This is a genomic window from Saccharothrix sp. 6-C (assembly GCF_016695385.1).
Taxonomy (GTDB): Bacteria; Actinomycetota; Actinomycetes; order Mycobacteriales; family Pseudonocardiaceae; genus Actinosynnema; species Actinosynnema texasense.
In genome coordinates, this window is the sequence record NZ_CP064192.1 from 1,705,712 (window position 1) to 1,731,603 (window position 25,892).

25 protein-coding genes and 1 pseudogene are annotated in these 25,892 nt (G+C 72.5%); 18 read left to right on the forward strand and 8 right to left on the reverse strand.

Translation table 11 applies throughout. From position 1 onward, the window contains the following. Positions 1-7 precede the first annotated feature (7 nt). From IOD16_RS07935 to IOD16_RS07950, 4 genes are all read left to right on the forward strand, one after another. The gene (locus IOD16_RS07935; protein WP_236594813.1) at positions 8-1,039 is read left to right on the forward strand and encodes a GDSL-type esterase/lipase family protein; all 1,032 of its coding nucleotides are present in this window, start codon (positions 8-10) and stop codon (positions 1,037-1,039) included. Positions 1,040-1,179: 140 nt separating this feature from the next. Further along, positions 1,180-2,184, forward strand: coding sequence for an efflux RND transporter periplasmic adaptor subunit (locus IOD16_RS07940; protein WP_236594814.1), 1,005 nt, complete (start codon positions 1,180-1,182; stop codon positions 2,182-2,184). Next, positions 2,181-2,924 carry an ABC transporter ATP-binding protein gene (locus IOD16_RS07945; RefSeq protein WP_236594815.1) on the forward strand — a complete coding sequence of 248 codons (744 nt, stop codon included), beginning with the start codon at positions 2,181-2,183 and terminating at the stop codon, positions 2,922-2,924. The genes IOD16_RS07940 and IOD16_RS07945 overlap by 4 nt, the downstream gene beginning before the upstream one ends. Further along, complete coding sequence (locus IOD16_RS07950) at positions 2,921-4,219, forward strand: ABC transporter permease (RefSeq protein ID WP_236594816.1); 1,299 nt, start codon at positions 2,921-2,923, stop codon at positions 4,217-4,219. Before IOD16_RS07945 ends, IOD16_RS07950 begins: the two co-directional genes overlap by 4 nt. Before the next feature lie 39 nt (positions 4,220-4,258). Here the strand turns inward: IOD16_RS07950 and IOD16_RS39985 are convergent, their stop codons facing one another. Beyond that, entirely contained in the window at positions 4,259-4,801 is a 543-nt protein-coding gene (locus IOD16_RS39985) for a DUF4232 domain-containing protein (protein ID WP_236594817.1), read from the reverse strand. A 409-nt stretch (positions 4,802-5,210) separates the two neighbouring features. Between IOD16_RS39985 and IOD16_RS07960 the strand changes: the two genes are divergently transcribed. Next, positions 5,211-6,023 (forward strand): nitroreductase/quinone reductase family protein, encoded by an 813-nt coding sequence (locus tag IOD16_RS07960; RefSeq protein ID WP_201439511.1) that lies wholly within the window; start codon positions 5,211-5,213, stop codon positions 6,021-6,023. A gap of 114 nt (positions 6,024-6,137) precedes the next feature. Then, entirely contained in the window at positions 6,138-7,607 is a 1,470-nt protein-coding gene (locus IOD16_RS07965; protein WP_201439512.1) for a hypothetical protein, read from the forward strand. Here IOD16_RS07965 and IOD16_RS07970 read toward each other — a convergent pair. Continuing rightward, entirely contained in the window at positions 7,588-8,511 is a 924-nt protein-coding gene (locus tag IOD16_RS07970; RefSeq protein WP_236594818.1) for a glycoside hydrolase family 16 protein, read from the reverse strand. The genes IOD16_RS07965 and IOD16_RS07970 overlap by 20 nt on opposite strands. Positions 8,512-8,676: 165 nt before the next feature. Next, positions 8,677-9,249, reverse strand: coding sequence for a TetR/AcrR family transcriptional regulator (locus IOD16_RS07975; protein WP_236594819.1), 573 nt, complete (start codon positions 9,247-9,249; stop codon positions 8,677-8,679). A 73-nt stretch (positions 9,250-9,322) separates the two neighbouring features. On the opposite strand from IOD16_RS07975, the gene IOD16_RS07980 reads away from it, so the two are divergent. The 12 genes and pseudogenes from IOD16_RS07980 to IOD16_RS08030 all read left to right on the forward strand — a co-directional run bounded on the left by IOD16_RS07980 (position 9,323) and on the right by IOD16_RS08030 (position 21,045). Continuing rightward, the gene (locus IOD16_RS07980; protein WP_201439514.1) at positions 9,323-10,459 is read left to right on the forward strand and encodes a hypothetical protein; all 1,137 of its coding nucleotides are present in this window, start codon (positions 9,323-9,325) and stop codon (positions 10,457-10,459) included. Between the two features lie 186 nt (positions 10,460-10,645). Continuing rightward, positions 10,646-11,446, forward strand: a pseudogene (locus IOD16_RS07985) (S1 family peptidase); the annotation flags it as partial. 90 nt (positions 11,447-11,536) lie between these two features. Next, positions 11,537-11,809, forward strand: a complete 273-nt coding sequence (locus tag IOD16_RS41395; RefSeq protein WP_425471340.1) for a proprotein convertase P-domain-containing protein — start codon at positions 11,537-11,539, stop codon at positions 11,807-11,809. Positions 11,810-11,926: 117 nt separating this feature from the next. Then, positions 11,927-13,225, forward strand: a complete 1,299-nt coding sequence (locus IOD16_RS07990) for an FAD-dependent oxidoreductase (protein WP_201439515.1) — start codon at positions 11,927-11,929, stop codon at positions 13,223-13,225. A 35-nt stretch (positions 13,226-13,260) separates the two neighbouring features. Further along, positions 13,261-14,790, forward strand: a complete 1,530-nt coding sequence (locus IOD16_RS07995; RefSeq protein ID WP_201439516.1) for a sensor histidine kinase — start codon at positions 13,261-13,263, stop codon at positions 14,788-14,790. Continuing rightward, entirely contained in the window at positions 14,778-15,419 is a 642-nt protein-coding gene (locus tag IOD16_RS08000) for a response regulator transcription factor (RefSeq protein ID WP_201439517.1), read from the forward strand. The genes IOD16_RS07995 and IOD16_RS08000 overlap by 13 nt, the downstream gene beginning before the upstream one ends. Before the next feature lie 76 nt (positions 15,420-15,495). Next, entirely contained in the window at positions 15,496-16,566 is a 1,071-nt protein-coding gene (locus tag IOD16_RS08005) for a hypothetical protein (protein ID WP_236594821.1), read from the forward strand. Then, a complete protein-coding gene (locus IOD16_RS08010; RefSeq protein ID WP_201439518.1) occupies positions 16,563-17,360 on the forward strand; it encodes a hypothetical protein in 798 nt (265 codons plus the stop codon). The genes IOD16_RS08005 and IOD16_RS08010 overlap by 4 nt, the downstream gene beginning before the upstream one ends. Then, on the forward strand, positions 17,357-17,689 hold the full coding sequence (locus tag IOD16_RS08015) for a hypothetical protein (protein ID WP_201439519.1): 333 nt from the start codon (positions 17,357-17,359) through the stop codon (positions 17,687-17,689). The genes IOD16_RS08010 and IOD16_RS08015 overlap by 4 nt, the downstream gene beginning before the upstream one ends. Further along, a complete protein-coding gene (locus IOD16_RS08020) occupies positions 17,686-18,777 on the forward strand; it encodes a hypothetical protein (protein WP_201439520.1) in 1,092 nt (363 codons plus the stop codon). Before IOD16_RS08015 ends, IOD16_RS08020 begins: the two co-directional genes overlap by 4 nt. A 268-nt stretch (positions 18,778-19,045) precedes the next feature. Continuing rightward, positions 19,046-19,804, forward strand: coding sequence for a bestrophin-like domain (locus tag IOD16_RS08025; RefSeq protein WP_201439521.1), 759 nt, complete (start codon positions 19,046-19,048; stop codon positions 19,802-19,804). Next, positions 19,801-21,045 (forward strand): hypothetical protein, encoded by a 1,245-nt coding sequence (locus IOD16_RS08030; protein ID WP_201439522.1) that lies wholly within the window; start codon positions 19,801-19,803, stop codon positions 21,043-21,045. Before IOD16_RS08025 ends, IOD16_RS08030 begins: the two co-directional genes overlap by 4 nt. A 1-nt stretch (position 21,046) precedes the next feature. Here IOD16_RS08030 and urtE read toward each other — a convergent pair whose 3' ends face one another. From urtE to urtA, 5 genes are read right to left on the reverse strand one after another with little or no spacing between them, the layout of a single operon-like run. Then, positions 21,047-21,742, reverse strand: coding sequence for an urea ABC transporter ATP-binding subunit UrtE (gene urtE, locus IOD16_RS08035; protein WP_123747942.1), 696 nt, complete (start codon positions 21,740-21,742; stop codon positions 21,047-21,049). Next, entirely contained in the window at positions 21,742-22,491 is a 750-nt protein-coding gene (gene urtD / locus IOD16_RS08040) for an urea ABC transporter ATP-binding protein UrtD (protein WP_201439523.1), read from the reverse strand. Before urtD ends, urtE begins: the two co-directional genes overlap by 1 nt. Next, positions 22,488-23,546 carry an urea ABC transporter permease subunit UrtC gene (urtC, locus tag IOD16_RS08045; RefSeq protein WP_201439524.1) on the reverse strand — a complete coding sequence of 353 codons (1,059 nt, stop codon included), beginning with the start codon at positions 23,544-23,546 and terminating at the stop codon, positions 22,488-22,490. The genes urtD and urtC overlap by 4 nt, the downstream gene beginning before the upstream one ends. Continuing rightward, a complete protein-coding gene (gene urtB, locus IOD16_RS08050; RefSeq protein WP_201439525.1) occupies positions 23,543-24,418 on the reverse strand; it encodes an urea ABC transporter permease subunit UrtB in 876 nt (291 codons plus the stop codon). The genes urtC and urtB overlap by 4 nt, the downstream gene beginning before the upstream one ends. 36 nt (positions 24,419-24,454) lie before the next feature. Continuing rightward, a complete protein-coding gene (urtA, locus tag IOD16_RS08055; protein WP_201439526.1) occupies positions 24,455-25,672 on the reverse strand; it encodes an urea ABC transporter substrate-binding protein in 1,218 nt (405 codons plus the stop codon). Positions 25,673-25,892 lie beyond the last annotated feature (220 nt).

Genomic DNA, 25,892 nt, shown 5'->3' on the forward strand with positions numbered 1-25,892 from the left:
GCCTGCGGTGTCGCGGAAACAGGTTGGCGCCGTCGTCGGCGCGCTCTTGCTCACCGGCTCCACCTTCTTCGCGGTCCCCGTCACGGCGAACGCCGTCGACGACCGGCCGACCGCCGTGGTGTCGCTCGGCGACAGCGCGATGTCCGGCGAGGGCGCCGGCTCCTACGAGCCGGGCACCGCGGGCGAGAACGGCAACTGGTGCCACCGCTCCACCCAGGCCATGGTCCACCGCACCCAGCTCGCCGACCGCACGATCAACCTGGCGTGCTCCGGCGCGGACTCGGCGAACGTGTCGCTGGCCGACACCGTGCACTACACCGAGGGCTCGCAGGCGCGGCGGCTGATCGACATCGCCCGCCAGTACCGCGTCACCACGGTCGTGGTGCAGGTCGGCGCGAACGACGACGTGCGGTTCGCCGACACCATGGTCGACTGCGTGGCCGCGTGGGCGAACCCGTTCGGCTCCAGCTGCCGCTCCACGCTGGAGCGCGAGTGGTCCGGCCGGCTGGCCGCGATGGCGCCCAAGGTGGAGAACGCCCTGCGCGACGTCCGCTCCGCGATGACCCAGGCCGGGTACGCCACCTCCGCCTACAACCTGGTCCTCACCTCCTACGCCTCGCCGGTGACCGAGAAGATGGACCGCTACCTGCACGGCCCGCAGGGCTGCCCGCTGCGCCTCGCCGACGCGGGCTACGGCCGCACGACCGCCGTGCCGCAGCTGTCGGAGGCGCTGCGCGGCGTGGCGACCCGGTCCGGCGTGAAGTTCCTCGACTTCTCCCGCGCCACGGAGAACCGCGAGGCGTGCAGCAAGGGCGAGAGCTCCGCGGGCGAGTGGCAGCGCAGGCTCACCGTCGACCCGTACGCGCTGGTGACCGGCGGCCTGGACGCGATCGGCCTGCACCTGGCGCAGCAGTCGTTCCACCCGAACGCCGCCGGCCACGAGCAGCTCGGCCGCTGCATCACCGAGTTCGTCGACGGCGGCGCCGGCTCGGCCCGCTGCCTCGCCGGCGCGGACGGCAACCTGCACGCCGTCGCATAAGGCACCTGAGCACCGCGAACCGCTCCCACCCCGACCGGGGTGGGAGCGGTTTCGCGTTGGCGCGCAACCTCGATGATCCCGCCGGCGTCCTATGGGTGAATCGGCGAAACCGGATAGGGGAAATCGCTTTGGGGGGACCGGTGTCCACATCTGCCTTCGTCCGCGTGTGCGGGCTGGCCGCGGCGGTGCTCGCCGCGACCTCGTGCACGTCGACCGGAGCCGAGCCGGTCGACCCGGGGCTCGCGCCGCGCGGCACCGTGCAGACCACGGCCACGCCGACCAGGCAGGACCTGACCAACAAGGTCAGCCTCACCGGCAAGGTCACCATGAACCCGCTCTACGGGATCGTGGCGCCGGTCGCGGGCCAGGTGCGCTACTGGACGGTGGCGGAACCGACCGCCACCCCGACCAGGCCGACCCGGATCGCCACCGTCTGGACCGACGGCCAACCCACCAACGTCGACGTGCCCGCCGGCTCCACGTTCGGCGGCCGCCTGGTCGACGACCGCGCCACGGTCACCGCGGGCATGCCGATCGCGTCGGCGAAGCACGCGGGCTACGGCATCGTCGCCGAGGTCGACGGCGAGCAGGCCTACCGGATCTCCGACGCCGCGCAGGGCACCGTGCAGGCGCAGATCAAGAACGGCCCCGGCCCGTTCCCGTGCGCCCTGCTCGGCACGATCGCGGCCCTGCCCGTCGGCACCGTGCCCGCGCCGCCGCCCGCGCAGCCCGACACCGACGACCGCGACGCCACCGGCGCCGAGACCCCCGCGCCGCCTCCCCGGCAGCAGGAGCCGGACACCTCCTCCGAGCCGACCGGGCTGCGCCTGGTGTGCACCGCGCCCGCCGACGTCAAGATGGTCAACGGCGCCTCCGCCACCCTCGAACTGGTCACCGCGTCCGCGCAGAACGCGCTGGTCGTGCCGGTCGAGGCGGTCGCGGGCGGCCAGGGCAAGGGCAAGGTCGACGTGGTCGGAGCCGACGGCGCCAAGGTGACCACGGACGTCGAGCTCGGCCTCACCGACGGCAAGGTCGTGGAGATCAAGTCGGGCCTCACGGGCGAGGAGACGCTCGCCGTGCCCGGACCGAACCTGCCGCCGGGCGACCCCGCGGGCCAGGTCGAGCCGGGAGCGGGGCGCAGGTGACCACGCCACCCCCGTTCGTCCCGCCGCCACCGCCCGCCGCGGCGCCCCCGCTGATCCACCTCACCGGCCTGACCAAGACCCTCAAGGGCCAGGACGAGCCGCGCGCCATCCTCGCGGGCGTCGACCTCACCGTGCACGCGGGCGACAGCGTCGCCATCCTCGGCCGCTCCGGCTCCGGCAAGAGCACGCTGCTCAGCCTCATCGGCCTGTTCGACCGGCCCGACGGCGGCCGGTACCTGTTGGGGGACCGGGACATCACGAAGATCCCCGAACGCAAGGCCGCCGCGCTGCGCAGCGCCGAGTTCGGGTTCGTGTTCCAGCGCTTCTTCCTGCTCAAGCACCTCACCGCGGCGCAGAACGTGGCCATGGCGCTGGTCAACGGCCAGGGCTGGCTGCCGCGGCGCAAGCGCAAGGCCAAGGTGCTGGCGGCGCTGGACCGCGTCGGCATCGGCCACCTGGCCAAGCACAAGCCGCCCCGGCTGTCCGGCGGCGAGCAGCAACGCGTCGCCATCGCCCGCGCCCTGGTGCGCGAGCCGCGCATCCTGCTGGCCGACGAGCCGACCGGCGCGCTGGACACCGAGACCGGCAACCTCGTCGTGGAAGTCCTGCGCCAGGCCACCGACGTGGGCTGCGGGCTCGTGCTCGTCACCCACGACCACGACCACGCGGCGAAGATGGGGCGGGTGCTGCACCTGTCCGACGGCCTGCTGCGCCCGGCCGGACAGCCGGTGGTCGCGTGATCGGGCTGTCGGGCAGGCTCCGGGCGTCGCTGATCATCGGCGGCCAGGGCATCCGGGCCCGCAAGCTGCGCACGTTCCTGTCCATGGTCAGCCTGTTCCTCGGCGTGCTGGCCGTGGTCGTCGTGCAGGCGGGCGCGGAGATCGCGAACCGGGCCATGCTCGCCGACGTCGAGCTGTACGAGGGCAAGGACGGCACCCGGCAGGTGTACCTGTCGCCGGAGGGTCAGACCGTGCCGGTGGCGTTGGAGGTGCTCGAAGGCCGCACCGACGCGGTCGCCATGACCACCGCGCGGGCGATCATCGGCGAACCCGGCGTGAAGCCGATCAACGAGGGCGGCGGCCCGGTCGACCAGCCCGGCGGGCCGCGGATGACGTGCGACGAGAGCGGCTGCCGCCCGATCGACGACGGCGACGCCCTGCCCCGAGGGCAGGCGATCGAGCTGCAACTCGTCGGCCTGACCGGCGACATCCGCCAGTTCCGGCCGTTCCGCGCGTCCCAGGGCCAGTGGCTCGACTTCGGCGGCGTGCCGTCGCTGGCGCCCAGGCTCGTGCTCAACCAGGAAGCGGCGAAGGCCTTCAGCCGCTACCAGGTGCCGGCCGAGATGAGGGTCGACGGCGCGACCGCCCACCCCACGCCCCGGTTCGTCGGCGTGATCGACGACGGCGGCTACCAGCCGACCGCCTACGTGCGGGCCGACGAGCTGCTGAACTGGCTGCCCGCGACCAGCATGAGCGACAGCCGGTCCGGCCCCGGCCTGCAGGTGCTGATGGCGCCGTCGGCGGTCGAGGTGGAGCACGTCCTGCGGGCCAGGCTCGTCGCGGCGGGCACACCCGAGGACAGCATCCGCGTGACCACGGTGGAGACGCTGAAGCGGATGTCCACCGAGCTGGCGCTGATGCGGTGGATCTTCCTCGGCATGGCGGCGCTGGTGCTGCTGATCGGCGTGGCCGGCATCCTGAACGTCGGCCTGGCCACCGTCGGCGAGCGCATCGAGGAGTTCGCGCTGCGCCGGGCCGTCGGCACACCCCGCTTGCTGCTGGCGGGCATCGTGCTGGCGGAGACGCTGCTGACCGGTCTGCTCACGGCGGCGCTGGCGATCGGCACGGGCGTGCTGGGGCTGAAACTGGCGCTGATCGTGTTCGGCTCCCAGTTCCCCACCCTGGAAGGCACCGCGTTCCCGTGGCAGGCCGGCGTGGCCGGTGTGATCGCGGGCCTGGTCGCCGGCGTCCTGGGCGGCCTGGTCCCCGCCCTGCGCGCCGCGCGAATCCCGATCTCCACCGTCATGCGGGCCTGACGCGGCGCTTCGGGAACTCGGGCGTTCGCACCGCGGAGGTCAGGGTGCGGCGGTCCAGGGGCGCAGGCCCAGTTCGCCCGTGCTGCCGAGGTCGATGGTGAGGGCGGTGCCGTCCCCTTCCCGGGTCGGGGTGAACACCTGTGACGGTCCGCCGGCGGTGAGGGCGAGTTCCAGGTGTTCGCCCACCACCGGCGGGGTGGAGGTGTCCGTGTAGGTGTTGCGCCACAGCAACCCGGTCACCGCCGACTCGCCGGGGCCCACCGTCACCGGCAGGGGGGTGGTGTCGAACGCTTCGACCGCGGAGATCCCGGACGACCCGTTGCCGACCGCGATCGGCAGCGGCGCGTGGTCGGCGTCCAGGACCGTGACGGACGGGTAGCCCTCCAGCTCCAACGCCTCCGTGCCGCAGTTCGTCAGCTCCAGCGTCAGCACCCGCAGGCCCGAGGCCGCGTCCTCACCCGCCACCGCGTACTCCACGCCGGTCGGGCAGGCGGACGGGGACGGGGACGGGGTCGGGGGAGCCGGCGGGGCGGCGGTGCACGCGGACACGACGAACAACAGCAGGAAAAGAAGTCGGGGCACGCCGCCGATCGTCGCACAATGCGGCCGGTTGCCCGACCGCGCATTCACGGGATAAGCTCGCACCCGTGACTGCCGGGTCGGCCTTGAGCCACGAGCGAGAGAGTCACCCGGCCAAGGTTTGACCGCCGGGTGGGCCAGAGGCCCGCCGCACGCCGGGGTTCCCCCGGGTTTCCGCGCACGTGGTTCCACGGAGCAGCGACGCACCCGGTTCCTCCTCGCACCAGCACATCCAGCGCATCGGCGCGTGCCTGCCCGCGGGCACGCACGCCGCCGCACGCGCGGAAGTGCTGCACACCTCATCGCGCGGGACGGCTGTGCCCGCGCGCCTCCACAAAACCTTCACCGAAAACCACGGCGCTATTCACCCGTGGTGATCCGGTCATGCCCAAAATCAGGAGACGAACCGCAGATGGATTTCAACCAGCAGGTGATCGACGAGTTCCGCGCCAACGCGGGCCGCGTCGGCGGACCCTTCGAAGGAGGCAGGCTCATCCTGCTGACCACCACCGGCGCGCGGACCGGCGCACGCCGCACGAACCCCGTCGGCTACCTGCCGGACGGCGACCGGATCGTCGTCATCGCGTCCGCCGGCGGCTCGCCGCGCCACCCCGACTGGTTCCACAACCTGGTGGCGAACCCCGTGGTGCAGGTCGAGGACGGCGTCTTCACCTACGACGCCAAGGCCACCGTCCTGGCCGGCCCGGAACGCGACGAGCTGTGGGCGCGGGCGGTCGAGACCGACCGGGGTTGGGCCGACTACCAGGCCAAGACGTCCCGACAGCTCCCCGTGGTGGCGTTGACGCAGGTCGCCGGCGGCCCGCCGAACGCGTCGAGCTGGGGCGCGGCGCTCAAGCTCGTGCACGGCGCGTTCCGCCGGGAGCTCGCCACCATCCGCCGCGAGGTCGCCGCGTCGAAGCCGACGCTGGGCGCGCAGCTCAAGGTCAACTGCCTGACCGCGTGCCAGGGCCTGAGCTTCCACCACACGTCGGAGGACAGCGGCATGTTCCCGATGCTGCGGGACCGGTTCCCGGAGCTCGCGCCGACCCTCGACCGGCTGGCCGAGGAGCACGGCGCCATCGCCGCGTTGCTGGCGCGGCTGCGGGAGACCCTCGACCGCGGCGACGTGGCGACCCTGCGCGGGGACGTCGACCAGCTGATCGGCGAGCTGGAAGCCCACCTGGACTACGAGGAGGAGCAGTTGATCCCCTTCCTCGACGTCTGACCGGGTTTCCCCGACTTCGTGGCTCGTCACGAGCCACGACCGGGCTTCACCGGGGTGGGCAGGTCCACGTCGGGTTGAATGCCCGTGTTCCCATCCACCGAGCAAGGAGATGTTGTGGGTAGAGCAAGGGGCTTGGGGGCCCTGTTCGCCTCGCTGGTCGTCGCGGCGACCGTGGTGAGCGCGACTGGAGGAGCCACCGCCGCGCCGTCGGCACGTGCCGCGCTGGACCCGGCGGTGGTCGCGGAGTCCGTGCGGTACCTCGTCGACAACTACGGCGTCAGCGAACGGGAGGCGCTGCGCCGGCTCGACCTCCAGCAGGAGTCGGTCCGCTTGGACGGCGTGCTGCGCCGGGAGAACCCGGCCGAGTACGGCGGCATGTGGCTCGACCAGACCTCCGGTGAGCTGGTGGTCGCCCTGACCGACCCGGCCGCCGCGAACCGGCGCCTGGCCGAGTCGCCGGACCGGGCGCGCGTCCGGACCCGGGTCGTGCGACACTCGTTGGCCGACCTGACCGCCGCCAAGGACCGGCTCGCCGCGAAGGTGGGCGCCGGGGCCGACGCGGTGTACCTGCCCGCGGTCGACGAGCGGGCCAACGAGGTCGTCCTGTGGGAGCGCGAGTGGGTTGCGCGTGAGAAGGCCTCCATCGGGGCCGCGGTCGCCCGGGAAGGCGACGTGGCACGACGGGCCGTGGCCGACGAGTCCGGCGTGACCGTGCGGACCAGGGTGCTGCCCAAGCCGAACCCGCTGGCGGCCACGTACCCCGACCAGGGCGTCTGCCACCCGCTCGCGTGCCAGGATTACGGGCCGATGCGCGGTGGTCTGCGGCTGGACATGAAGCGGGACGACGGCACGTGGGGCGGCTGCACGGCCGGCTTCAACCTGCGCTCCACCGGTGGCGGGCACCCCGGCAAGGCGTGGGTGCTGACCGCGGGGCACTGCATGGCGACCAAGACCAACAACACGCCGACGCAGCACAACGGCGTGCCCGTGCTCCAGCAGCACGGCATCGAGCGCAACGCCTACCCGTACGACTACGCGGCCCTGCTGTACGTCGACACCCCGACCCGCGAGACGTGGCTGGAGAACCACACGGGCCGCAACCGGGTCCTGAAGTACTGCCGCAACGGCGGCACGGACAGCAACTCCGACACGCCGTGCGGCGAGCAGGCCACGTCCGCTGACGAGCACATCACCGGCACCCACGCGTTGGCCCAGGTCAAGGCGGGCTGGGTGGTGTGCGCCACCGGTTCCGGCTCCAACGCGGCCGACGACCCGGGCGCGATCGACAGCGGAGCCGGGAAGGGCTACCTCGTGGGCACCCGCTGCGGCCGGGTCCTGTCCACCGACGTCGGCATCAACACCGACCTCTGCGCCCGCCCGGGTGACAGCGGCGGACCGCTGTTCAGCCAGGTCGACCACACCGCGCTGGGCATCCTGGAAGGCAACCAGCAGTCCCGCACGGGCGCCTGCGCCTCCGGCGAGCTGAACAACTACGTGCCGATCGACACCATCCTGACCGACATCCAGGCGCGCTACGCGAGCCTGCGGTCGACCTTCGCGGTGATCACCACCCCGAACGGCTGACCACCGGACCCGGCCCGTCTTCCCCGGCGCGGGGGAGGCGGGCCGGGCGCGCCGCCCACCTCATCCGGTCGCCGCGGGCGAGCGACCCGAGCCAGGCCCGGGTGCGGCCCACGTAGACGTCGCGGGCCCGGTAGTAGGTGTCGGTGGTCGGGCCGGAGGCGCCGGACGAACCCTCCGTCTGGAGGTTGATGATGATCCACATCGGTTTGCCGGCGAAGTTGGCGCCCCGGTGCTGCCCGACCCAGGTGCCGTCGAGGTAGTAGTGGATGTCCACGTCCGTCGCGCCGACCTTCGCGATCCACGCCTTGTAGGTGTGCCACGACCCGGGCGACGAGACCGACCGGATGGTGTTCGACCAGCCGCCCGAGGCGTTCTTGTAGGTGTTGAACCAGTTCCGCGCGTCACCCTTGTACTCCAGGATGTCGCTCTCCGGCGGCCACGAATTGACGCCCGTGAGCCAGAACGCGGGCCACGTGCCGCGTGCGGACGGGGCCTGGAAGTCGCCGCGCACCTCCCAGTTCGGGAACTGGTCGTCGACCAGCACCTGCTGCCGGGCGTGCACCGCGCCGGAGTGGTAGCGGATCGGCAGGTGCGGGTCGGCCGAGCTGGTGCCCTCGTCCCAGGTGATCCGGGTCGCCTTGACGACCAGCGTCGACCCTTCGAGGTAGACGTGGTTGTGGTCGGAGGGTCCGGCGTACATCCGGGCCGTGCCGTTGTGGTCCGAACCCCACGGGTAGCGGTAGTTCCAGGCCGATTCCAACGTGCTGTAGTTCGCGAACGAACCGTCGATGACGGTTTCCCAGGCGGCGGCCCGCCCGACCCCGGACGCGCGGAGGCCGGAGGTGCCGAGGGCGGCCAGGCCGGCGCCGCCGGCCACCAGGAGATCACGTCGACTCAGTGTCACGGAAAGCCCTTTCCTCGACGACGTTGACGAGGCGGTGTCGTTCCCGAACGTAGGGATGGCGGTCGTCCCGGTCAACGGTGGCGCGGGAGAAGGCCGCGGAAAGGGTGTCTGTTGTGGACGGTCAGGGCCCTGACTGGTCGATCGCACACCGGAGGGTGGAGCGGCTCAGTAGTGGCGGATGCCGTTCGACAGGGTCCGGGCCCACGGCGCGTCGACGTCGTCCGCGCGCGTCGCCATCACCAGGTGGCACAGCATGCCCGTGGCGAAGAACCGCTGCACCTGCTCCTCGCTGCCGCCCGACACCCCGCGCACGTACTCGACCGTCCGCGCGACCCCGCGCTGGAAGACCTCGCGCACGGACGGCTCGGAGATCGCCGCGCACTGGGCGTGCATCTGGACCAGCAGGAGCGTGCTCTCCTCGGAGATCAGGTGCGCGTAGGCGTCGCCCATCGCGGACAGGACGGCCTCGGGCGTGCTCCCCTTTGCCTCGGCGACCCCGTCCGCGAACCGTTCCCGGACCCGCGCGAAGCTGTGCTCCACCACGGCCAGGAACAGGGCCTCCTTGTCGGGGAACAACCGGTAGACGTAGGCCTGGGAGATGCCGGCCGACTTCGCGACCTCGCCGGTGGTGGTGCCGTAGTAGCCGCGGGCGGCGAACGCGCCGATGGCGGTGCGCAGGACCGTCTCGCGACGCTCCTCGGCGGTCGACAGTCGACGTTCGCTCGCTGCGGCTGGCACGAGTGTAATCAACCACTCACACCTGTCGGAAGTCAAGTCGGTCCCGGTGTCGGCGCACGTTAAGGTCGCCTCCATGTCCCGTGGTGTGTTAGTGCTGGTCTTCCTGCTGGCCGCGTGCACGTCGGCACCCCCGTTCGCCGCGTCGCCGAGCACCGATCCGCCCACCGCCACGTCACCGACGACCACCACGACGACGACCGCCGCCGTGACCACCACCGTCACCACCACGACCCGGTTCACGCCCCCGCCCGCCGGCAACCCGGACGGCGGCGTGCCGGTGCCGCCCGAGGCCGCGGCCGCGGACACGTCCCACCCCACCCGGGTGATCGGCGACGGCACACCGGCCGGGTGCACGTCCCAGGCCGTGGTCGCGGCGGTGGCGGCCGGCGGGGTCATCACCTTCGAGTGCGGCCCGGAGCCGGTCACCATCACCATGACCGTGACCGCGCAGGTCCGCAACGACGCCGTACCCGAAGTCGTGCTGGACGGCGGGGGACTGGTCACGCTCAGCGGCGCGGGACAGCGGCGGATCCTCTACCAGAACACGTGCGACGAGGCGTTGGGCATCACGACGTCCCACTGCCAGGACCAGGACCACCCCCGGCTGATCATCCAGAACCTCACGCTCGCGGACGGCAACGCGGCCGGCGCGGCGGAGGGCGGTGGCGCGGTGTTCGTGCGCGGCGGTCGGGTGAAGGTGGTGAACTCGACGTTCCTGCGCAACCGGTGCGGCGCGACCGGGCCGGACCTCGGCGGCGCGGGGCTGCGCGTGCTCAGCCAGTCGGCGGGCCGGCCGGTGTTCGTGGTCGGCAGCACGTTCGAGGGCGGCACGTGCGCCAACGGCGGCGCGTTGAGCAGCATCGGCGTGTCCTGGGTCGTGCTGAACAGCCTGCTGCGCAACAACTCCGCCACCGGCGACGGCGCGAACCCGGCCCGCCCCGGCACCCCGGGCGGTGGCAGCGGCGGCGCGGTCTACGCGGACGGCAACGCGTTCACCGTCCGCATCGCCGGCAGCGTCTTGGAGGACAACAAAGCCAACGAGGGCGGCGGCGCGGTCTTCTTCGTCAGCAACGACCGCTCCGGCACGCTGGCGGTCGAGTCCTCCACGCTGCGCCGCAACCCGAGCGCCGGCTTCGAGACGCCGGGCTACCGGGGCATCTTCTTCCTCGGCGCGGCCGAGCCGGTCGTCACCGGCTCCACCATCCGGTAGCGCGGCAGAACCACGCCTTACCACGGGCCACACCGCAAGAAGTCCCGTCGATCGACGGATTGTGAGCAGGCCGTCCGCCGCGCACGATGAGTCGCCGGCAGAGGGGCCGGCTGGATAGTTCCCTGCGATCTCGACGTCCGGCCACCCTGCGAGCACGACCCCGGCCGGGCGCGGGAAGGACCAACCGTGCGCGACACCTTGAGAAAGACGCTCGCCCTCGGCGTGGGCGTCGTCGCCGCCCTGGCCGCCTTCGGGGGCCAGGCGCTCGCCGCTCCACCGCAACCGGACACCGGCACACCCACGCCCATGGTCGTCGGCGGCACCCAGGCCGCCAAGGGCGAGTTCCCCTGGATGGTCCGCCTGTCCATGGGCTGCGGCGGCTCGATGCTGACCGACCAGCTGGTGCTGACGGCGGCGCACTGCGTCAGCCGCACCGGCAACAACACCTCCATCACCGCCACCTACGGCGTGGCGGACCTGCAGGACACGACCCGCGTCACCCGCACGTCCACCTACGTGCACCGCTCGGCCACCTACGACACGGCCACCGGCGGCGACTGGGCGATCATCAAGCTGGCCAGTCCCATCACCGGCGCGGCGCTGCTGCCCATCGCCACCACCGCCACCTACAACACCGGCGTGTTCACCGTGGCCGGCTGGGGCGCCACGCGGGAGGGCGGCGGCCAGTCCCGCTACCTGCTCAAGGCGAACGTCGACTACATCGACGACACCACGTGCAAGAACTCCGACCCGTACTACGCGGACCTGATCCCGGCCGCCGAGCTGTGCGCGGGCAAGCTCGCGGGCGGCGTCGACACCTGCCAGGGCGACTCGGGCGGCCCCATGTTCCGCCGCGACAACAACGGCGCGTGGGTGCAGGTCGGCATCGTCAGCCACGGCAACGGGTGCGCGCGGGCGGAGAACCCGGGCGTCTACACCGAGGTGAGCACGTTCGCGGCGGCCATCAACCAGGCGGCGGCCAACCTCGGCGGCACGCAGCCCCCCGGCAAGGTCTTCGAGAACCTCGACAACGTCACCATCCCCGACGCGGGCGCGGCGGTCTACAGCAACGTCACCGTGAGCGGCATCGCGGGCAACGCGCCGTCCACCCTCAAGGTCGGCGTGGACATCAAGCACAGCTACAGCGGCGACCTGGTGATCGACCTGGTCGCGCCGGACGGCTCCACCTACCGGGTCAAGAGCTCCAGCAGCTCCAGCACGCCCGACGTGGTCGCCACCTACACCGTGAACGCCTCGTCCGAGGTCGCCAACGGCACGTGGCGGCTCAAGGTCCAGGACGTCTACAGCGCGGACACCGGCTACGTGGACGCCTGGCGGCTCACCTTCTGACCGACCGCCGCACGACCCCGGCAGGCGGCCCCGCCCGGAGCACCCGGGCGGGGCCGCTCGTCGAGGTCCGCACAGCGGAAGAAGCCCCCGGGCGGCCGGCGCTGTCACAGTCGCCGGATGACGCATGCGGTGGTGTTGGGCGCGAGCATGGGCGGGCTGCTGGCAGCGCGCGCGTTGGTCGGCTCCTACGACCGGATCACGGTGGTCGACCGCGACCCGCTCCCGGAGGACGGCGGGCACCGGCGCGGTGTGCCGCAGGCCAAGCACTTCCACACGATCCTGTTGCGCGGCGAGCAGGCACTCGACGGGATGTTCCCCGGCCTGACCGACGAGCTGGTCGCCGCGGGAGCGCTGCGCGTCGGGTTCAACGTCGACGCGCGGTTCGTCCTCGCGGGCCACCCCATGGTGCGCGCGGACACCGGCGCGTCCGACATCCAGACGACCCGGCCCGTGCTGGAGGGCGCGGTCCGGGCGAAGGTCGCGCAGCACCCCGGCGTGCGGCTCCTGCCGGACCACGACGTGGTCGGCCCGGTGTTCGAGAACGGGCGGGTGGTCGGCGTGAAGGTCGCCCGGGACGGCGCGGAGGAGGTGCTGGCCGCCGACCTGGTGATCGACGCGATGGGCCGGTCGGGTCGGGCACGGGCCTGGTTGGCGTCCCTGGGCCTGCCGACGCCCGCCGAGGACCGGATCGAGGTCGACATGATGTACGCGAGCCGGCTGGTGCGCCCGCCCGTGCCGTTCCCGGACAAGCTGGTGCTCGTCGGCCCGGTGCCCGGCCGGCCGACCGGGTTCGCGTTCGCCGCGCAGGAGCACGGCCAGTGGATGGTCACCCAGGTCGGCATGGCCGGCGACCACCCGCCCACCGACGAGGCGGGTTTCCTGGCGTTCCTCGAGCGGTCCGCGCCGCCGGACGTGCTGGACGCCGTCGCCGCTTCGGCGCCGCTGACCGGGATCCGCACGCACCGGTTCCCGGCCAGCCTGCGCCGCCGGTACGAGCGGCTGCGGCAGTTCCCGCCCGGCCTGCTGGTCTTCGGTGACGCGATGTGCAGCTTCAACCCGATCTACGGCCAGGGCATGACCGTCGCGGCGATGGAGTCCGAGGCGCTGCGGAAGTGCCTGCGGGACGGCGAGGCGGACCTGGCGGGCCGGTTCTTCCGCGCCGCGGCCAAGATCATCGACCCGGTGTGGCAGCTCAACGCGCTCGGCGACCTGGCGCTGCCGGAGATCACCGGCCACCGGTCGCTGTCCACCAAGGCGCTGAACCGGTACGTCGCCCGGCTGCAACGCGTCGCCACGCACGACCCGGTGGCCGCCACCGCGTTCATCCGCACCATCGGGCTGCTCCAGCCGCCGTCGTCGATCCTGCGCCCGGACGTGCTGGCGCGCGTCGTGGTCGGGGGTGTGCGCCGGAGCTGAGCCGGCCGGTCCGCCGGCCCGGCTACCTTGGGCACATGCTGCTGCCGTTCGCGATGTTCGCGGTGAGCGCGGTCTACGTGATCGCGGGTGTGCTCAGCCGCCGTGCGCAGCCGCGCAACCGGATCGGGCTGCTGTTCGTGCTCGTCGGGGTCGGCTGGCTGCTCGACTACCTCGTCGGCGACGGTTCGATGCTGCTGATGCTGGCCGCCAAGGGGTGGCCCTCGCTGCTCGGGCACGCGCTGGTCGCGTTCCCGACGGGCAGGCTGCGCACGCTGCCGCGCCGGCTGGTCGTCGGCGCCGGGTACGCGGAGAGCGTGGTGCTGACCGTGGCCGCGGAGTACCAGAGCCGGCCGTGGGCCGCCGGGATCGTCGAGTCCGAGACGATGATGACCGGTGTCGTCGGCATCTCCATGCTGGTGCTGCAACTGCACCGCTGGCGGTGCAGCAGCATCGCGCAGCGGCGGACCCTGACCGCGATGCTCGGCGCGACCGCGGTCGCGATCCTCGCGTTCGTGGTGTGGGAGCCGGTGGAACGCGCCGGCCTCGAACCGCCGTACGTGGTGCTGACGCTGGCGCTGAGCGGCATCCCGTTCGCCTACCTGGCCGGGCTGCTGCGCCGCCGGATGGACCGCGGCGAGGTGGCCGACCTGGTGGTGCGGCTCAGCGGCGACAACCGGCGCGACGGCGTGCAGGAGGCGCTGGCCGCCACCCTGCACGACCCCGGCCTGCGCGTGGCGTACTGGGTGGCCGAGCAGGAGCGGTACGTGGACGTGGACGGGCGGCCGGTCGCGCCGGACTCCGCGCACACCAGGGTGGACCGGGCCGGCGCGCCGGTCGCCGTGCTGCTGCACGACCCGGTGCTGGACCTGGAGCTCGTGGACGCCGCGTGCGCCGCCGTCGGCCTGGCGCTGGAGAACGAGCGGCTCACCGCCGAGCTGCGGGCCAAGGTCCGGCAGCTGGCCGAGTCGCGCGCGAAGGTGCTGCGGGCGGTCGAGGACGGGCGCCGGCGGCTGGAGCGCGACCTGCACGACGGCGTCCAGCAGCGGCTGCTGTCGGCGGCGATGACGTTGGGGCTGGCCGAGACCGTGCCGCCGGAGCGCGCCAGGGCGCTCGCCGCCGAGGCCAAGCAGGCGGTGCTGGCGACCATCGACGACGTGCGCGCGGTGTGCCACGGCATCCACCCGCCGGTGCTGACCGAACGCGGCCTGCACGGCGCGGTGCGCGAGCTGACCGCGCTGGCCGACCCGCGGGTCGACCTGACCCTGGACCTGCCGGACACCGTGCCGCCGCTGGTGGAGACGACCGCGTACTACGTCGTCGCCGAGGCGTTGGCGAACATCGCCAAGCACGCCGAGGCGTCCCGGACGAAGGTCGTGATCAGCGGCGGGGGCGGGCGGCTGGTGGTGGAGGTCGACGACGACGGGCGCGGGGGAGCGGACCCGGTGCTCGGCTCGGGGCTGCGCGGCTTGAGCGAACGGGTGGAAGCGAACGGGGGCACGATGCGGGTGGTCAGCGCGGAGGCGACGGGCACGAGCCTGCGGGTGGTGCTGCCGTGCGGGTCGTGATCGCGGAGGACTCGACGTTGCTGCGCGAGGGGTTGGCGCGGCTGCTCGCCGAGGCCGGGTTCGACGTGGTGGCGGCGGTGGAGGACGCGCCGGCGCTGATGGCGGCGGTGGACGGGCACCGGCCGGACGTGGCCGTCGTGGACATCCGGATGCCGCCGACGCACACCGACGAAGGCCTGCGGGCGGCGGTGGCGCTGCGCCGCCGCTACCCCGGGACGGGCGTGCTCGTGCTGTCGCAGTACGTCCGGGTGAGCTACGCGGCCGAGCTGCTGGACGCGGGCGCGGACGGCGTCGGCTACCTGCTCAAGGACCGGGTGTCGGACCTCGCCGAGTTCGCCGCCGCGATCCGGCGGGTGGGCGCGGGCGGCTCGGCGTTCGACCCGGACGTGGTGAGCCGGTTGCTGGTGCGGCGGCGCGACGACAGCGACGACCGGCTCACCGACCGGGAACGGGCCGTGCTCGCGCTGATGGCGGAAGGGCGCACCAACCAGGCCATCGCGCAGCGGCTGTTCATCGCGGAGCGGACCGTGGAGAAGCACTGCACCGGCATCTTCACCAAGCTGGAGCTGACCGCGAGCCCGCACGACCACCGCCGCGTGCTCGCCGTCCTGCGCTACCTCAACGCCTGAAAGGTGCGGTTAGCCGCACCACGCGGTGGGGGTGGCACGATTCCGGGCAGACCCCCGGCGCGAGCAGGCTCGTCCCATGACACCGGGGCGCGAAGCAGAAGTTGACGAACCGGCGGGGAGCCTCACCACGAGCAGGCGTCCCCGCGCCGACTACCGCACGGACCTGGTCACGGTGCTGCTCGGCACCTGGTTCTCGATCGGGTTGTTCCTCGACGCGTGGGCGCACTCCAACGTGCCCGAGCTCGAGTCGTTCTTCACGCCGTGGCACGCGGTGTTCTACTCGGGGTTCGCGGCGACCGGCGCGTGGATCCTCTGGGTGCTGTGGCGCAACCACCAGCAGGGCCTGCGCGGCCTGGACGCGGTGCCGGTCGGCTACGGCCCGGCGGTGGTGGCGCTGCCGCTGTTCGCCGCGGCGGGTGTCGGCGACTACCTGTGGCACACGTTCATCGGTATCGAGCAGGGCATCGACATCCTGTTCAGCCCGACCCACCTGGTGCTGATCACGTCGATGGTGCTGATCCTGACCGCGCCGCTGCGCACGCTGTGGAGCGACCGGGACGTGGTGAGCCCGTCCCTGAAGCGGTTCCTGCCCGCCGGGCTGGCGCTGTCCTTCACCACCTCGCTGGTGCTGCTGTTCGCCGGGTACGCCGACGCGACCGTGTTCACCGGCGAGCAGGTGATCAGAGCGTTCAGCTTCGAGAAGGGCGCCAACGGCATCGGCCGGGCCGCCGAGCTGGCCGCCTCGGTCATGGTCACCAACCTGATCATGATCGTGCCGCTGCTGCTGGCCGTGCGCCGGTTCCGGCTGCCGTTCGGCGCGGCGACCCTGCTCGCGTTCGTGGTGATGCTGCTCAGCACCGCGGTGGCCGACTACGAGAACATCAGCACCGCGATCGGGTTCATCGTCTCCGGCGTCCTCATCGACGTGCTGGTGCTGAAGCTGCGCCCGTCGGAGGACCGGGTCAAGGAGTACCGGATCTTCGCCGGTGCGGCCTCCTTCGCCACGTGGGCGGTGTTCTTCGCGACGGCGATCATCGACCAGGGCACGACGCCGAGCGTCACCGAGATGTGGACCGGCGCGCCGGTCATGGCCGCGCTGCACGCCGTGCTGATGGCGGTGGTGCTCGTGCCGACCGCCCGTCGGTGAGGGCGCTGCTGGCGGCGCTCGTCCTGCTGACCGCCACCGCCGGCCCGGCTCACGCGCACGCGGGCGGCCTCACGCCGCAGGACCACCTGAGCCGGGTCACCGGGATCGCACCGCCGCTGCCCGGCGTCACGGCGGCGATGGTCAACCACGGCTCGCAGCTCGAAGTCCGCAACGGGGGCGACGTCCCGGTCACCGTCGGCGGCGGCGACCGGGCGGCCGACCACGTGATCGGGCCGGGCGAGACCTACCGCTTCCGCGACGAGCGCACCACCGCGTCGCGGTGGGAAGTGCCGCTCGACCGGTCGGTGATCGAGGGCCGGGTCGACGTCGCACCGGGGCCGAACCCGTTGTGGTGGCTGCTGATCACGGTCGCGCTCGCCGCGGGCGGCCACCTCCTGGGCCGCAGGCGGGCGCTGCTCGGCGCGGGCGTCGTCGTGGTGACGGCCGCGCACGCGTGGCACGCGGTCGGCTCGGCGCTCGCCGTGACGGGCGGGTCGTTCGTGCCGCTGCTGCTCGGCGCGAGCGGCGTCGGCCTGGTGGCGTGGCCGCTGAGCGCGGTCGCCGCGGTGGCGGCGGTGCGGCGCAGGCCCGCGACGGCGTTCGTGGCGGCCGTCGTGGGCGCGATGCTGGTGGTGGCGGGCATACCGGACTTCGACAGCTTCCGGTTCTCCCAGCTGCCGTTCGCCGGTCCGGCCGACCTGGACCGGTTGCTCGTGGCACTCACCCTGGGCGGCGGGCTCGGCCTCGCCGCCGGCGGGTTCGACTACCTGAGAAGGACTGGCCCGACCACATGAAGACCGTTCACGCCCTGGTGCTCGCGCTGCTCGTGCTGGCGGGCTGCTCGTCCGGGCCCGAAGCCGCACCGCCCGCCGCCGACCCGCTGGTGCTCGCCCTGTCGGTCGACCAGGCCTCGCCGCAGACGGTGGAAGCGGTGCGCGGGCAGGCCGTCGAGCTGACCGTCACCAGCGAGGAGCCGGTGGACGTGCACGTGCACGGCGTCGACGTGCTGGCCAGGGCGGAGCGGGGGAAACCCGCCGTGCTGGCGTTCACCCTGGCGCGGACCGGCACGTTCGACGTGGAGGCGCACCCCGACACGCTGCTCGTGCGACTGGTCGTGCGGTGACGGTCCTCGCCCACGGGGTCGGCGCTCGGCACGACCTGCCGCTCCCCCTCGACCTGGTGCTGCAGGGCGCGGCGGTCGCGCTGCTGGCCTCGTTCCTGGCCCTGGGCCTGCTGTGGACGAAGCCCCGGTTCGACGCCGCCGAGCCGCGTCCCGACCGCGACCGGTGGCCGGTGCGGCTGCTGGTCGCGGCCGGGTTGGCGCTCGTGCCCGCGCCGGCGTGGCCGCACCTGGTGTTCGTGCTGCTGTGGGTGGGCGTGCCGGTGCTGTCGGTGCTGTTCGGCCCGGTGTGGCGGGCGGTCAACCCGCTGCGCCTGGCCGCCCGCGTCACGCTCGGCCGCGCGTACCCCGAACGGCTCGGCCACTGGCCCGCCGCGCTCGGCCTGCTCGCGTTCACCTGGGTGGAGCTGGTGTCACCGGCCGCGCTGCCGTGGTTCCTGGTGGTCCACGCGGTGGTGAACGCGGCCGGCGGCGTGGTGTTCGGCGGCACGTGGTTCGAGCGGGCCGACGGGTTCGAGGTGTTCTCGACGCTGGTGGGCCGGCTGTCGCCGCTGCGAGGCAACCCGTTCCGCGCGCTCGTCGCCACGCCCGTCCGGCCCGGCCTGGTCGCGGTGGTGGCGGTGCTGCTCGGCTCGACCGCGTTCGACAGCCTCGGCTCCACCCCCGCCTGGGAACGCCTGTCCGTGCCGGACTCGGCGGGGCTGGCGGCGACCGTGGCGCTGGTCGCGGGCAGCTACCTGTGGGCCTGCCGCCCGTTCGGCGGGCAGCTCGCCCACTCGATGGCGCCGATCGTCGCCGGGTACGTGGTGGCGCACTACTTCTCGCTGCTGGCCGTGGAGGGGCAGCGGGCCGTCGCACTGCTGTTCGGGGTCGGCGGCTTCACGCCCGACGACACGCTCGCGGCGCCGGCCCTGGTGGCGTCGGTGCAGCTCGGGGCGGTGCTCGCCGGGCACCTGCTGGCCGTGGTGGCCGCGCACGACCGCGCGTTGCGGCTGCTGCCGCCCGCCCGGCACCTGACCGGCCAGGCGCCGCTGTTGGCGCTCATGGTCGCCTACACCTCGGGTGGCTTGGCACTGCTGTTCGCCGGCTGAGCGGAGGATTTCCCATCCCGCGACTGACAGTCGCGATCCAAACAACTCGATCGGGCTAGCCAATTAACTCGATGAGCTGGATTTCGCCGCATTTTCGCGGCTTCCGACTGGCGACGCTGGTGGTAAGGGGTGACCGTGTCACCTGACAGCTTGGGGTTTGCCGGCACTCGGATGAACGCACTTCTCACCGGATCGGGTCGATCACTAGCTTTCTGATGAGTGAATCGGCGGATCTGTGGAATTCATCCCGAGTGACGAAAGGGTGTCGATGAGCATTTACCTCACAGGTCTGCTGTGGGTCGGCGGCGCCGCCGTCGTGGCCGCCGTCATGGCGTACCTGATCCGCAAGTACGGCGAGCTGGAAGGTCGCTCGGCGAACAACGAGTCCGCGGGTCAGGTCTTCACGATCGTGGGCGGCCTGCACGCGGTCCTGGTGGCGTTCGTGCTCATCGCCCTGTTCGACGCCGTCACGCAGGCCGGTGACGCCTCCTACCGCGAGGCGGACGGCCTGGTGGCCGCCACCTGGGCGAGCGACTCGCTGTCCCCGGAGATCGGCGCGAAGGTGCGCGACCTGTCCCGCGACTACGCCGTCACGGTGATCGACGACGAGTGGCCGGGCATGACGGCGGGCACCTCGTTCGAGTCGGCGGGCTGGTCGCAGCTCGACGAGCTGCGCCGGGTCGTGGCCGAGGCGCCCACCACCGACGAGTGGCAGGTCGACCGCAAGGTCGAGGCCGCGAACCAGCTCTGGCAGGTGTACCAGGCCAGGCAGGAGCGGCTGGACGCGGCGGGCGGCGGGGTCAGCTCGGTGGTCTGGTTCGTGCTGATCGCGGGCAGCGTGCTCGCCGTGTGCCTGCCGCTGCTGTTCGGCGGGGCGCGCATCCGCACGCACGTGCTCATCGTGGCGACCCTGGCCGCGACCATCACGCTGCTGCTGTACGCCACCTACCAGCTGCAGAACCCGTTCGGCGGTGGCGCCGGGGTCAGTCCCGCGGCGTTCGAGGCCGCCGTGGAGCGATTCGGATGATCGAGGCGTTCGCGCAGGTCGTGTGCACCGTCATCCAGGTGGAGGCCGGGGCCCACGGCCCGTCGACCGTCTTCCAGGTGCGGCTGCCGTCCGGTGAGACGACCTCGTTGAACGCGCTCGACGTGCGGTTGAACGCCATCGGCTTCTCGGCGGAGCAGAACCTCGTGTACGGGTTGGACGACCGGGGCCGGCTCGTCGCCCTCGACCGCGCCGGTCGGGTGGTCGGCGAGCCGACGTCGCCGTCACCGCTGCTGCGGCACGCGACCGCGGGCGTGGTGGTGGACGAGCAGCTGGTCGTGCGGGCCGGTCCGTGGCTGCGCTCGATCGACATCGACCCGGGCAGCCCCACGTTCGGCCGCGTCGTGCACGACGCGTGGCTGTGGCCGTGGGAGGGGGTGACGGTCGACGACTTCGACGTCAACCCGGACGACGGCCTGCTCTACGGCGTCGCCACGCACGAGCACGGCCGCGGCGTGGTGGTCACCATCGACCCGCGCACCGGCAGGACGGAGGCCGTCCCCGGCGCGGGCCGGCTGCCCGGCGGCAGCGGCTACGGCGCGGTGACCCTGGCCCCGGACGGCGCGCTGTACGCCACGAACAACAGCAACGGCGGCCGGAGCACGTTGTGGCGGGTGGCGCTGGACGGCTCGGGCGTGGTCACGGAGATCTCGTCCAGGACGGCCCTGCACACCATCGACTCCTCGGGCTGCCTGACGACCCTCCCCATCCCCACGACCACCACGACCCCGCCCACGACGACCACCACGACCCCGCCCACGACGACCACGACGACACCGCCCACCACCACGACGACCACACCGCCCACGACGACGACCACACCGCCCACGACGAAGACGACGACGACCATCCCGCAGACGACGACCACCATCCCGCAGACCACCACCACGACGACCACGACCCCGCCGCCGACCACCACCATCGCCCGGACGACGACCACCACGGTCCCTCCCGAGCCCGCGGCGCCCCCGAACATCCCGCCGCCCCCGCCGGAGAACCCACCGCCGCCGGAGAACCCGCCGCCGGAGAACCCGCCACCCCCGCAGCCGCCGCCTCCGCCGCCCCCACCACCGGCCGACATCGAGGTGCCGGACCGGCGGGTGGAGACGTTGGCGCCGACCAACAACGTCCTGCGCGACCAACGGCGCTGGGGCCTGGTGGCGATCATCCTGATCCTGGCCGCGGGCGCGCTCGCCCGCCAGGCCGCGAGCAGGCGGCGGTAGGTCAGACGGCCAGCATCCGGCGCACCTCCTCGTCGTGCAGCTCCCGCGCCGCGCCCGCGTGCACGACCTCGCCCGCGTCCAGCACCACGAAGCTGTCGGCCAGCCGCAACGCGAAGTCCAGGTACTGCTCCACCAGCAGCACGGTCACGCCCGCCTCCCGGTGCAGCCGTTCGATCGCCGCCTCGATCTCGTCGATCACGGACGGCTGGACGCCCTCCGTCGGCTCGTCGAGCAGCAGCAGCCGGGGCCGGGTGATCAACGCCCGCGCGATCGCCAACTGCTGCCGCTGACCGCCGGACAGGAAACCGGCCGGGCGCTTGAGCAACTCCCGCAGCGCCGGGAACACGTCCAGCGCCTCGTCCACCGCCGCCGGGTCGCGGTGCCCGGTGGCCTCCAACGTCACCCGCAGGTTCTCCCAGGCGGTCAGCTGCGGGAACGAGACGTGGCCCTGCGGCACGTACGCCATGCCCGCGCGCACCCGCAGGTGCGTCGGCAGCCGGGTGATGTCCTGCCCGTCGAACGTGATCCGGCCGGCCGTGGGCGTGAGCGTGCCCATCACGGTCTTGAGCAACGTCGTCTTGCCGACCCCGTTGCGCCCCATCACGCACACCAGCGACCCCGCGGGCACCTCCAGCCCCACGCCGAACAGCACCCGCGCCCGCCCGTAGGCGGCGTCCACCTCGGACACCGACAGCATCACGTCACCGCCTTCCCCTTGGCCCGACCCAGGTACACCTCGCGCACCCGGGGGTCCTCCTGCACCTCGGTGACGGAACCCTCGCGCAGCACGTGGCCCTGGTGCAGCACGGTGACCTTGCGCGCGTACTTGCGCAGGAACTCCATGTCGTGCTCCACCACGACCACCGTGTGCGTCGACGCGATCCGGTGCAGCAGCTCGCCGGTGCGCTCACGCTCCGACCGGCTCATGCCCGCCACCGGCTCGTCCAACAGCAGCAGCTTCGGCTGCTGCACCAGCAGCATCCCGATCTCCAGCCACTGCCGCTGCCCGTGCGAGAGCACACCGGCGGGCTTGTCGGCCAACGCGGTCAGCTCCGCCGTCTCCAACGCCGAGGCCACCGCGTCGGACACCCCGCGCCGCCGGCGCAGCAACGACCGCAGCGGCAGCCGGAAGCTGTCCGCGAGGTCGAGGTTCTCCACCACGGTCAGCTCCTCGAACACGGTGGCGGTCTGGAACGTGCGGCCGACGCCCATCCGCACGATCCGGTGCTCCCGCCGGCCCACCAGCTCCTGGCCGCCGAACCGCACGCTGCCCGCCGCCGGTCTGGTCAGCCCGGTGACCACGTCGATCAACGTCGTCTTGCCCGCGCCGTTCGGCCCGATCAGGAACCGCAGCTCGCCCTCCTCGACGGTGAGGTCCAGCCCGTCGATCGCCGCGAAACCGTCGAACACCACGCGCAGGCCGCGCACCTCCAGCAACGCCGTCACGCCGCCACCTCCACCGGGGTCGGAGCGGCGCTTCCGCGGGAGGACCAGCGGTGTCGCAGCGAGTCGACGACACCGGCCAGGCCCTTGGGCGCGAACACCAGCACGAGCACGAACAGCCCGCCCTGCAGGTACAGCCAGCCCTCGGCGAAGTCCTCGCTGAACAGCGTCTTGGCGTAGTTGACCGCGATGGCCCCGGCGATGGCGCCCGCCAGCACGAACCGGCCGCCGACCGCGACACCGACCAGCAGCTCCAGCGACGGCACGATGCCGAGCAGGGCGGGGGAGATGATCCCGACCACCGGCACGAACAACGCGCCCGCCAGCCCCGCCATCACCGCCGAGACGGTGAACGTGACCGTCTTGACCACGGCCGGGTCGTAGCCGAGGAAGCGCACCCGGTCCTCGCCGTCGCGCACGGCCACCAGCAGCCGCCCGAACCGGCTGCGCACCAGCAGCTTCGCCACCAGGAACATCGCGCCCAGCAGGAGCGCCGTGATCGCGTACACCGCGCGCTGCCCGTTCGGGTCGGTGAGGTCCAGCCCGAAGAACCGGCTGAAGTTCGTCATCCCGTTCGTGCCGCCGGTCAGCCCCTGCTGCCCGATCAGCAGGATCACGAACGCCGCCGCCAACGCCTGGGACAGGATCGCGAAGTACGCGCCGCGCACCCGCTGCCGGAACACCAGCAGCCCCAGCAGGAACGCGACCAGACCCGGCACGAGCACCACCGCCGCCAGCGCGAACACCGGGTTGCCGAACGGCTTCCACAGCGCGGGCAGCTCCTCGACCCCGCTCCACACCATGAAGTCCGGCAACCCGCCCGGCCCGGCTTCCTCCAGCTTCAGGTACATGGCCATGGCGTAGCCGCCCAGGCCGAAGAACACGCCCTGCCCGAGCGTCAGCATCCCGCCCCGGCCCCAGGCCAGCGCGATGCCGACCGCGACGATCGCGAAGCACAGGTACTTCGCCAGCAGCCCGAGCCGGAACGGCGAGAGCGCCAACGGCGCCACCGCCAGCAGCACCACGCACGCCACGAGGGAGATCCGACCCCACGTCATACCAACGCCCTCCCCTTCAGCACGAACATGCCCTGCGGCCGGACCTGGAGGAACGCGATGATCGCCACGAACACCAGCACCTTGGCCAGGCTCGCGTCCGTCCAGAACTCCAGGTAGCTGTTGAGGAACCCGAGGGCGAGCGCCGCCAGCACCGCGCCGCGCAGCTGGCCGAGCCCACCCGCGACCACGACCAGGAACGCGTCCACGATGTAGAAGGTGCCCAGGCTCGGGCCGACCGGGCCGACGAGCGTCAGCGCGACGCCCGCCACCCCGGCCAGCCCCGAGCCGAGCAGGAACGTGAACCGGTCGACCCGCCCGGTGGCGATGCCGCTGTAGGCGGCCAGCTCCCGGTCCTGCACCACCGCCCGCATCCGGCGCCCGGCGGGCAGCCTGGTCAGGTACAGCCACACCCCGACCACGCACACCGCGGCCAGCACGATGATGAACACCCGGTTGTAGGGCAGCCGCACGCCGAGCACGTCGACGCCGCCGACCAGCCAGCCCGGCGCTGTCACCTGCACGTTCGGCGCGCCGAAGACGTCACGCGCGAGCTGTTGCAGCACCAGGCTCACACCCCAGGTCAGCAACAGCGTGTCCAGCGGCCGGCCGTAGAACCGCCGGACCAGCGACCACTCCAGCAGCAGCCCCATCACCCCGGCCACGGCGAACGCGACCGGCAGCGCGACGAGGAACGACTGGCTGGTCAAGCCCTGCAACAGGTACGCGGTGTACGCGCCCGCCATGATGAACTCGCCGTGCGCCATGTTGATCACGCCCATCTGGCCGAACGTGAACGTCAGCCCGAGCGCGATGAGCAGCAGCACCGCGGCGATGCTCAGCCCGATGGGCAGCTGGTTCGCCAATGCCCCCATGTGTCCCCTCGCCTCCCGTCCGTGCCGGTCGCCGGCTCAGCCCAGGCCGCCGGCCCAGTCGTAGCCCTTCAGGTACGGGTCCGGCTTGATCGGGCCGGGGGAGGACCACACCTCCTTGATCTGCCCGTCCGCCTGTACCAGGCCGATCCGGGCGGTCTTGGCGACGTGCTGGTTGTCGCCGTCGATGGTGGTGGTGCCCTCGGGCGCCTCGATCGTGATGCCGCCCGCGGCCTTCCTCACCGCCTCGACCTCCGTCGTGCCCGCCTTCTTCACCGCCTCCGCCCACAGGTACACGGCGTTGTAGCCGGCTTCCATCGGGTCGGACGTCACCTTGTCCGCGCCGTACTTCGCCTTGAACGCCTTGACGAACGCGTCGTTCGCGGGCGTGGTGGTGGTCTGGTAGTAGTTCCACGCCACCAGGTGCCCGGCCACGTTCTCCGGCCCGATGCCCTTGACCTCTTCCTCCGCGACGCTCACCGACACCACCGGCGTGGTCTGCGGCGTGAGGCCGGAACCGCGCAGCTGCTTGAAGAACGCCACGTTGCTGTCGCCGTTGAGGGTGTTGAACACCGCGTCCGGACCGGCGTCGGCGATCTTGTTGACCAGGGTGCTGTACTCGGTGTGGCCCAGCGGCGTGTACTCCTCGCCCAGCACCTCGATGCCCTTGGCGGCGGCGTACGCCTTGATGATCTTGTTGGCGGTGCGCGGGAAGACGTAGTCGCTGCCCACCAGGAACATCTTCTTCTTGCCCTGCGAAGCCAGGTAGTCCAGCGCGGGCACGATCTGCTGGTTCGTCGTCGCGCCGGTGTAGAAGATGTACGGCGAGCTCTCCAGCCCCTCGTACTGCACCGGGTACCACAGCAGCGCCTTGTTGCGCTCGAACACCGGCAGCATCGCCTTGCGGCTGGCGGAGGTCCAGCCGCCGAACACCGTCGCCACCCGGTCCTGCGAGATCAGCTTCTGCGCCTTCTCGGCGAACGTGGGCCAGTCCGACGCGCCGTCCTCGGTGACCGGCACGACCTTCTTGCCCAGCACACCGCCCTTGGCGTTGATCTCCTCGACGGCCAGCAGCTCCGCGTCGCGCACGGTCACCTCGCTGATGGCCATCGTCCCGCTCAAGGAGTGCAGGAGGCCGACCTTGATCTCGTCACCGGAGGCCCCCGCGCCGCCGCCGGGCTCGTCGACGCAGGCCGTCGCGAGGAGGGCGGGCAGCAGGAGGACGAGCAGTCCGCGGCTGAGGGTTCTGGAACGCACCGGCGGCTCCTTTCGGGCAGGTGGAACCGAGAAGGTATGAACCGCGTGTTGCGTGCCGGGCGCGCGAGGTTACGTTCGCGTGGCCAAATGCGCACGGTATGCACTTGTGACCTACCGGGCTCACCATCCGCTGTCGCCGTGTCATCCGTTCGGCCGCCGCCATCGTCCGAAGGTGCGACGGGGTCGGGCACCTTCGGCCGACGACCGCGGACCGCCCCCC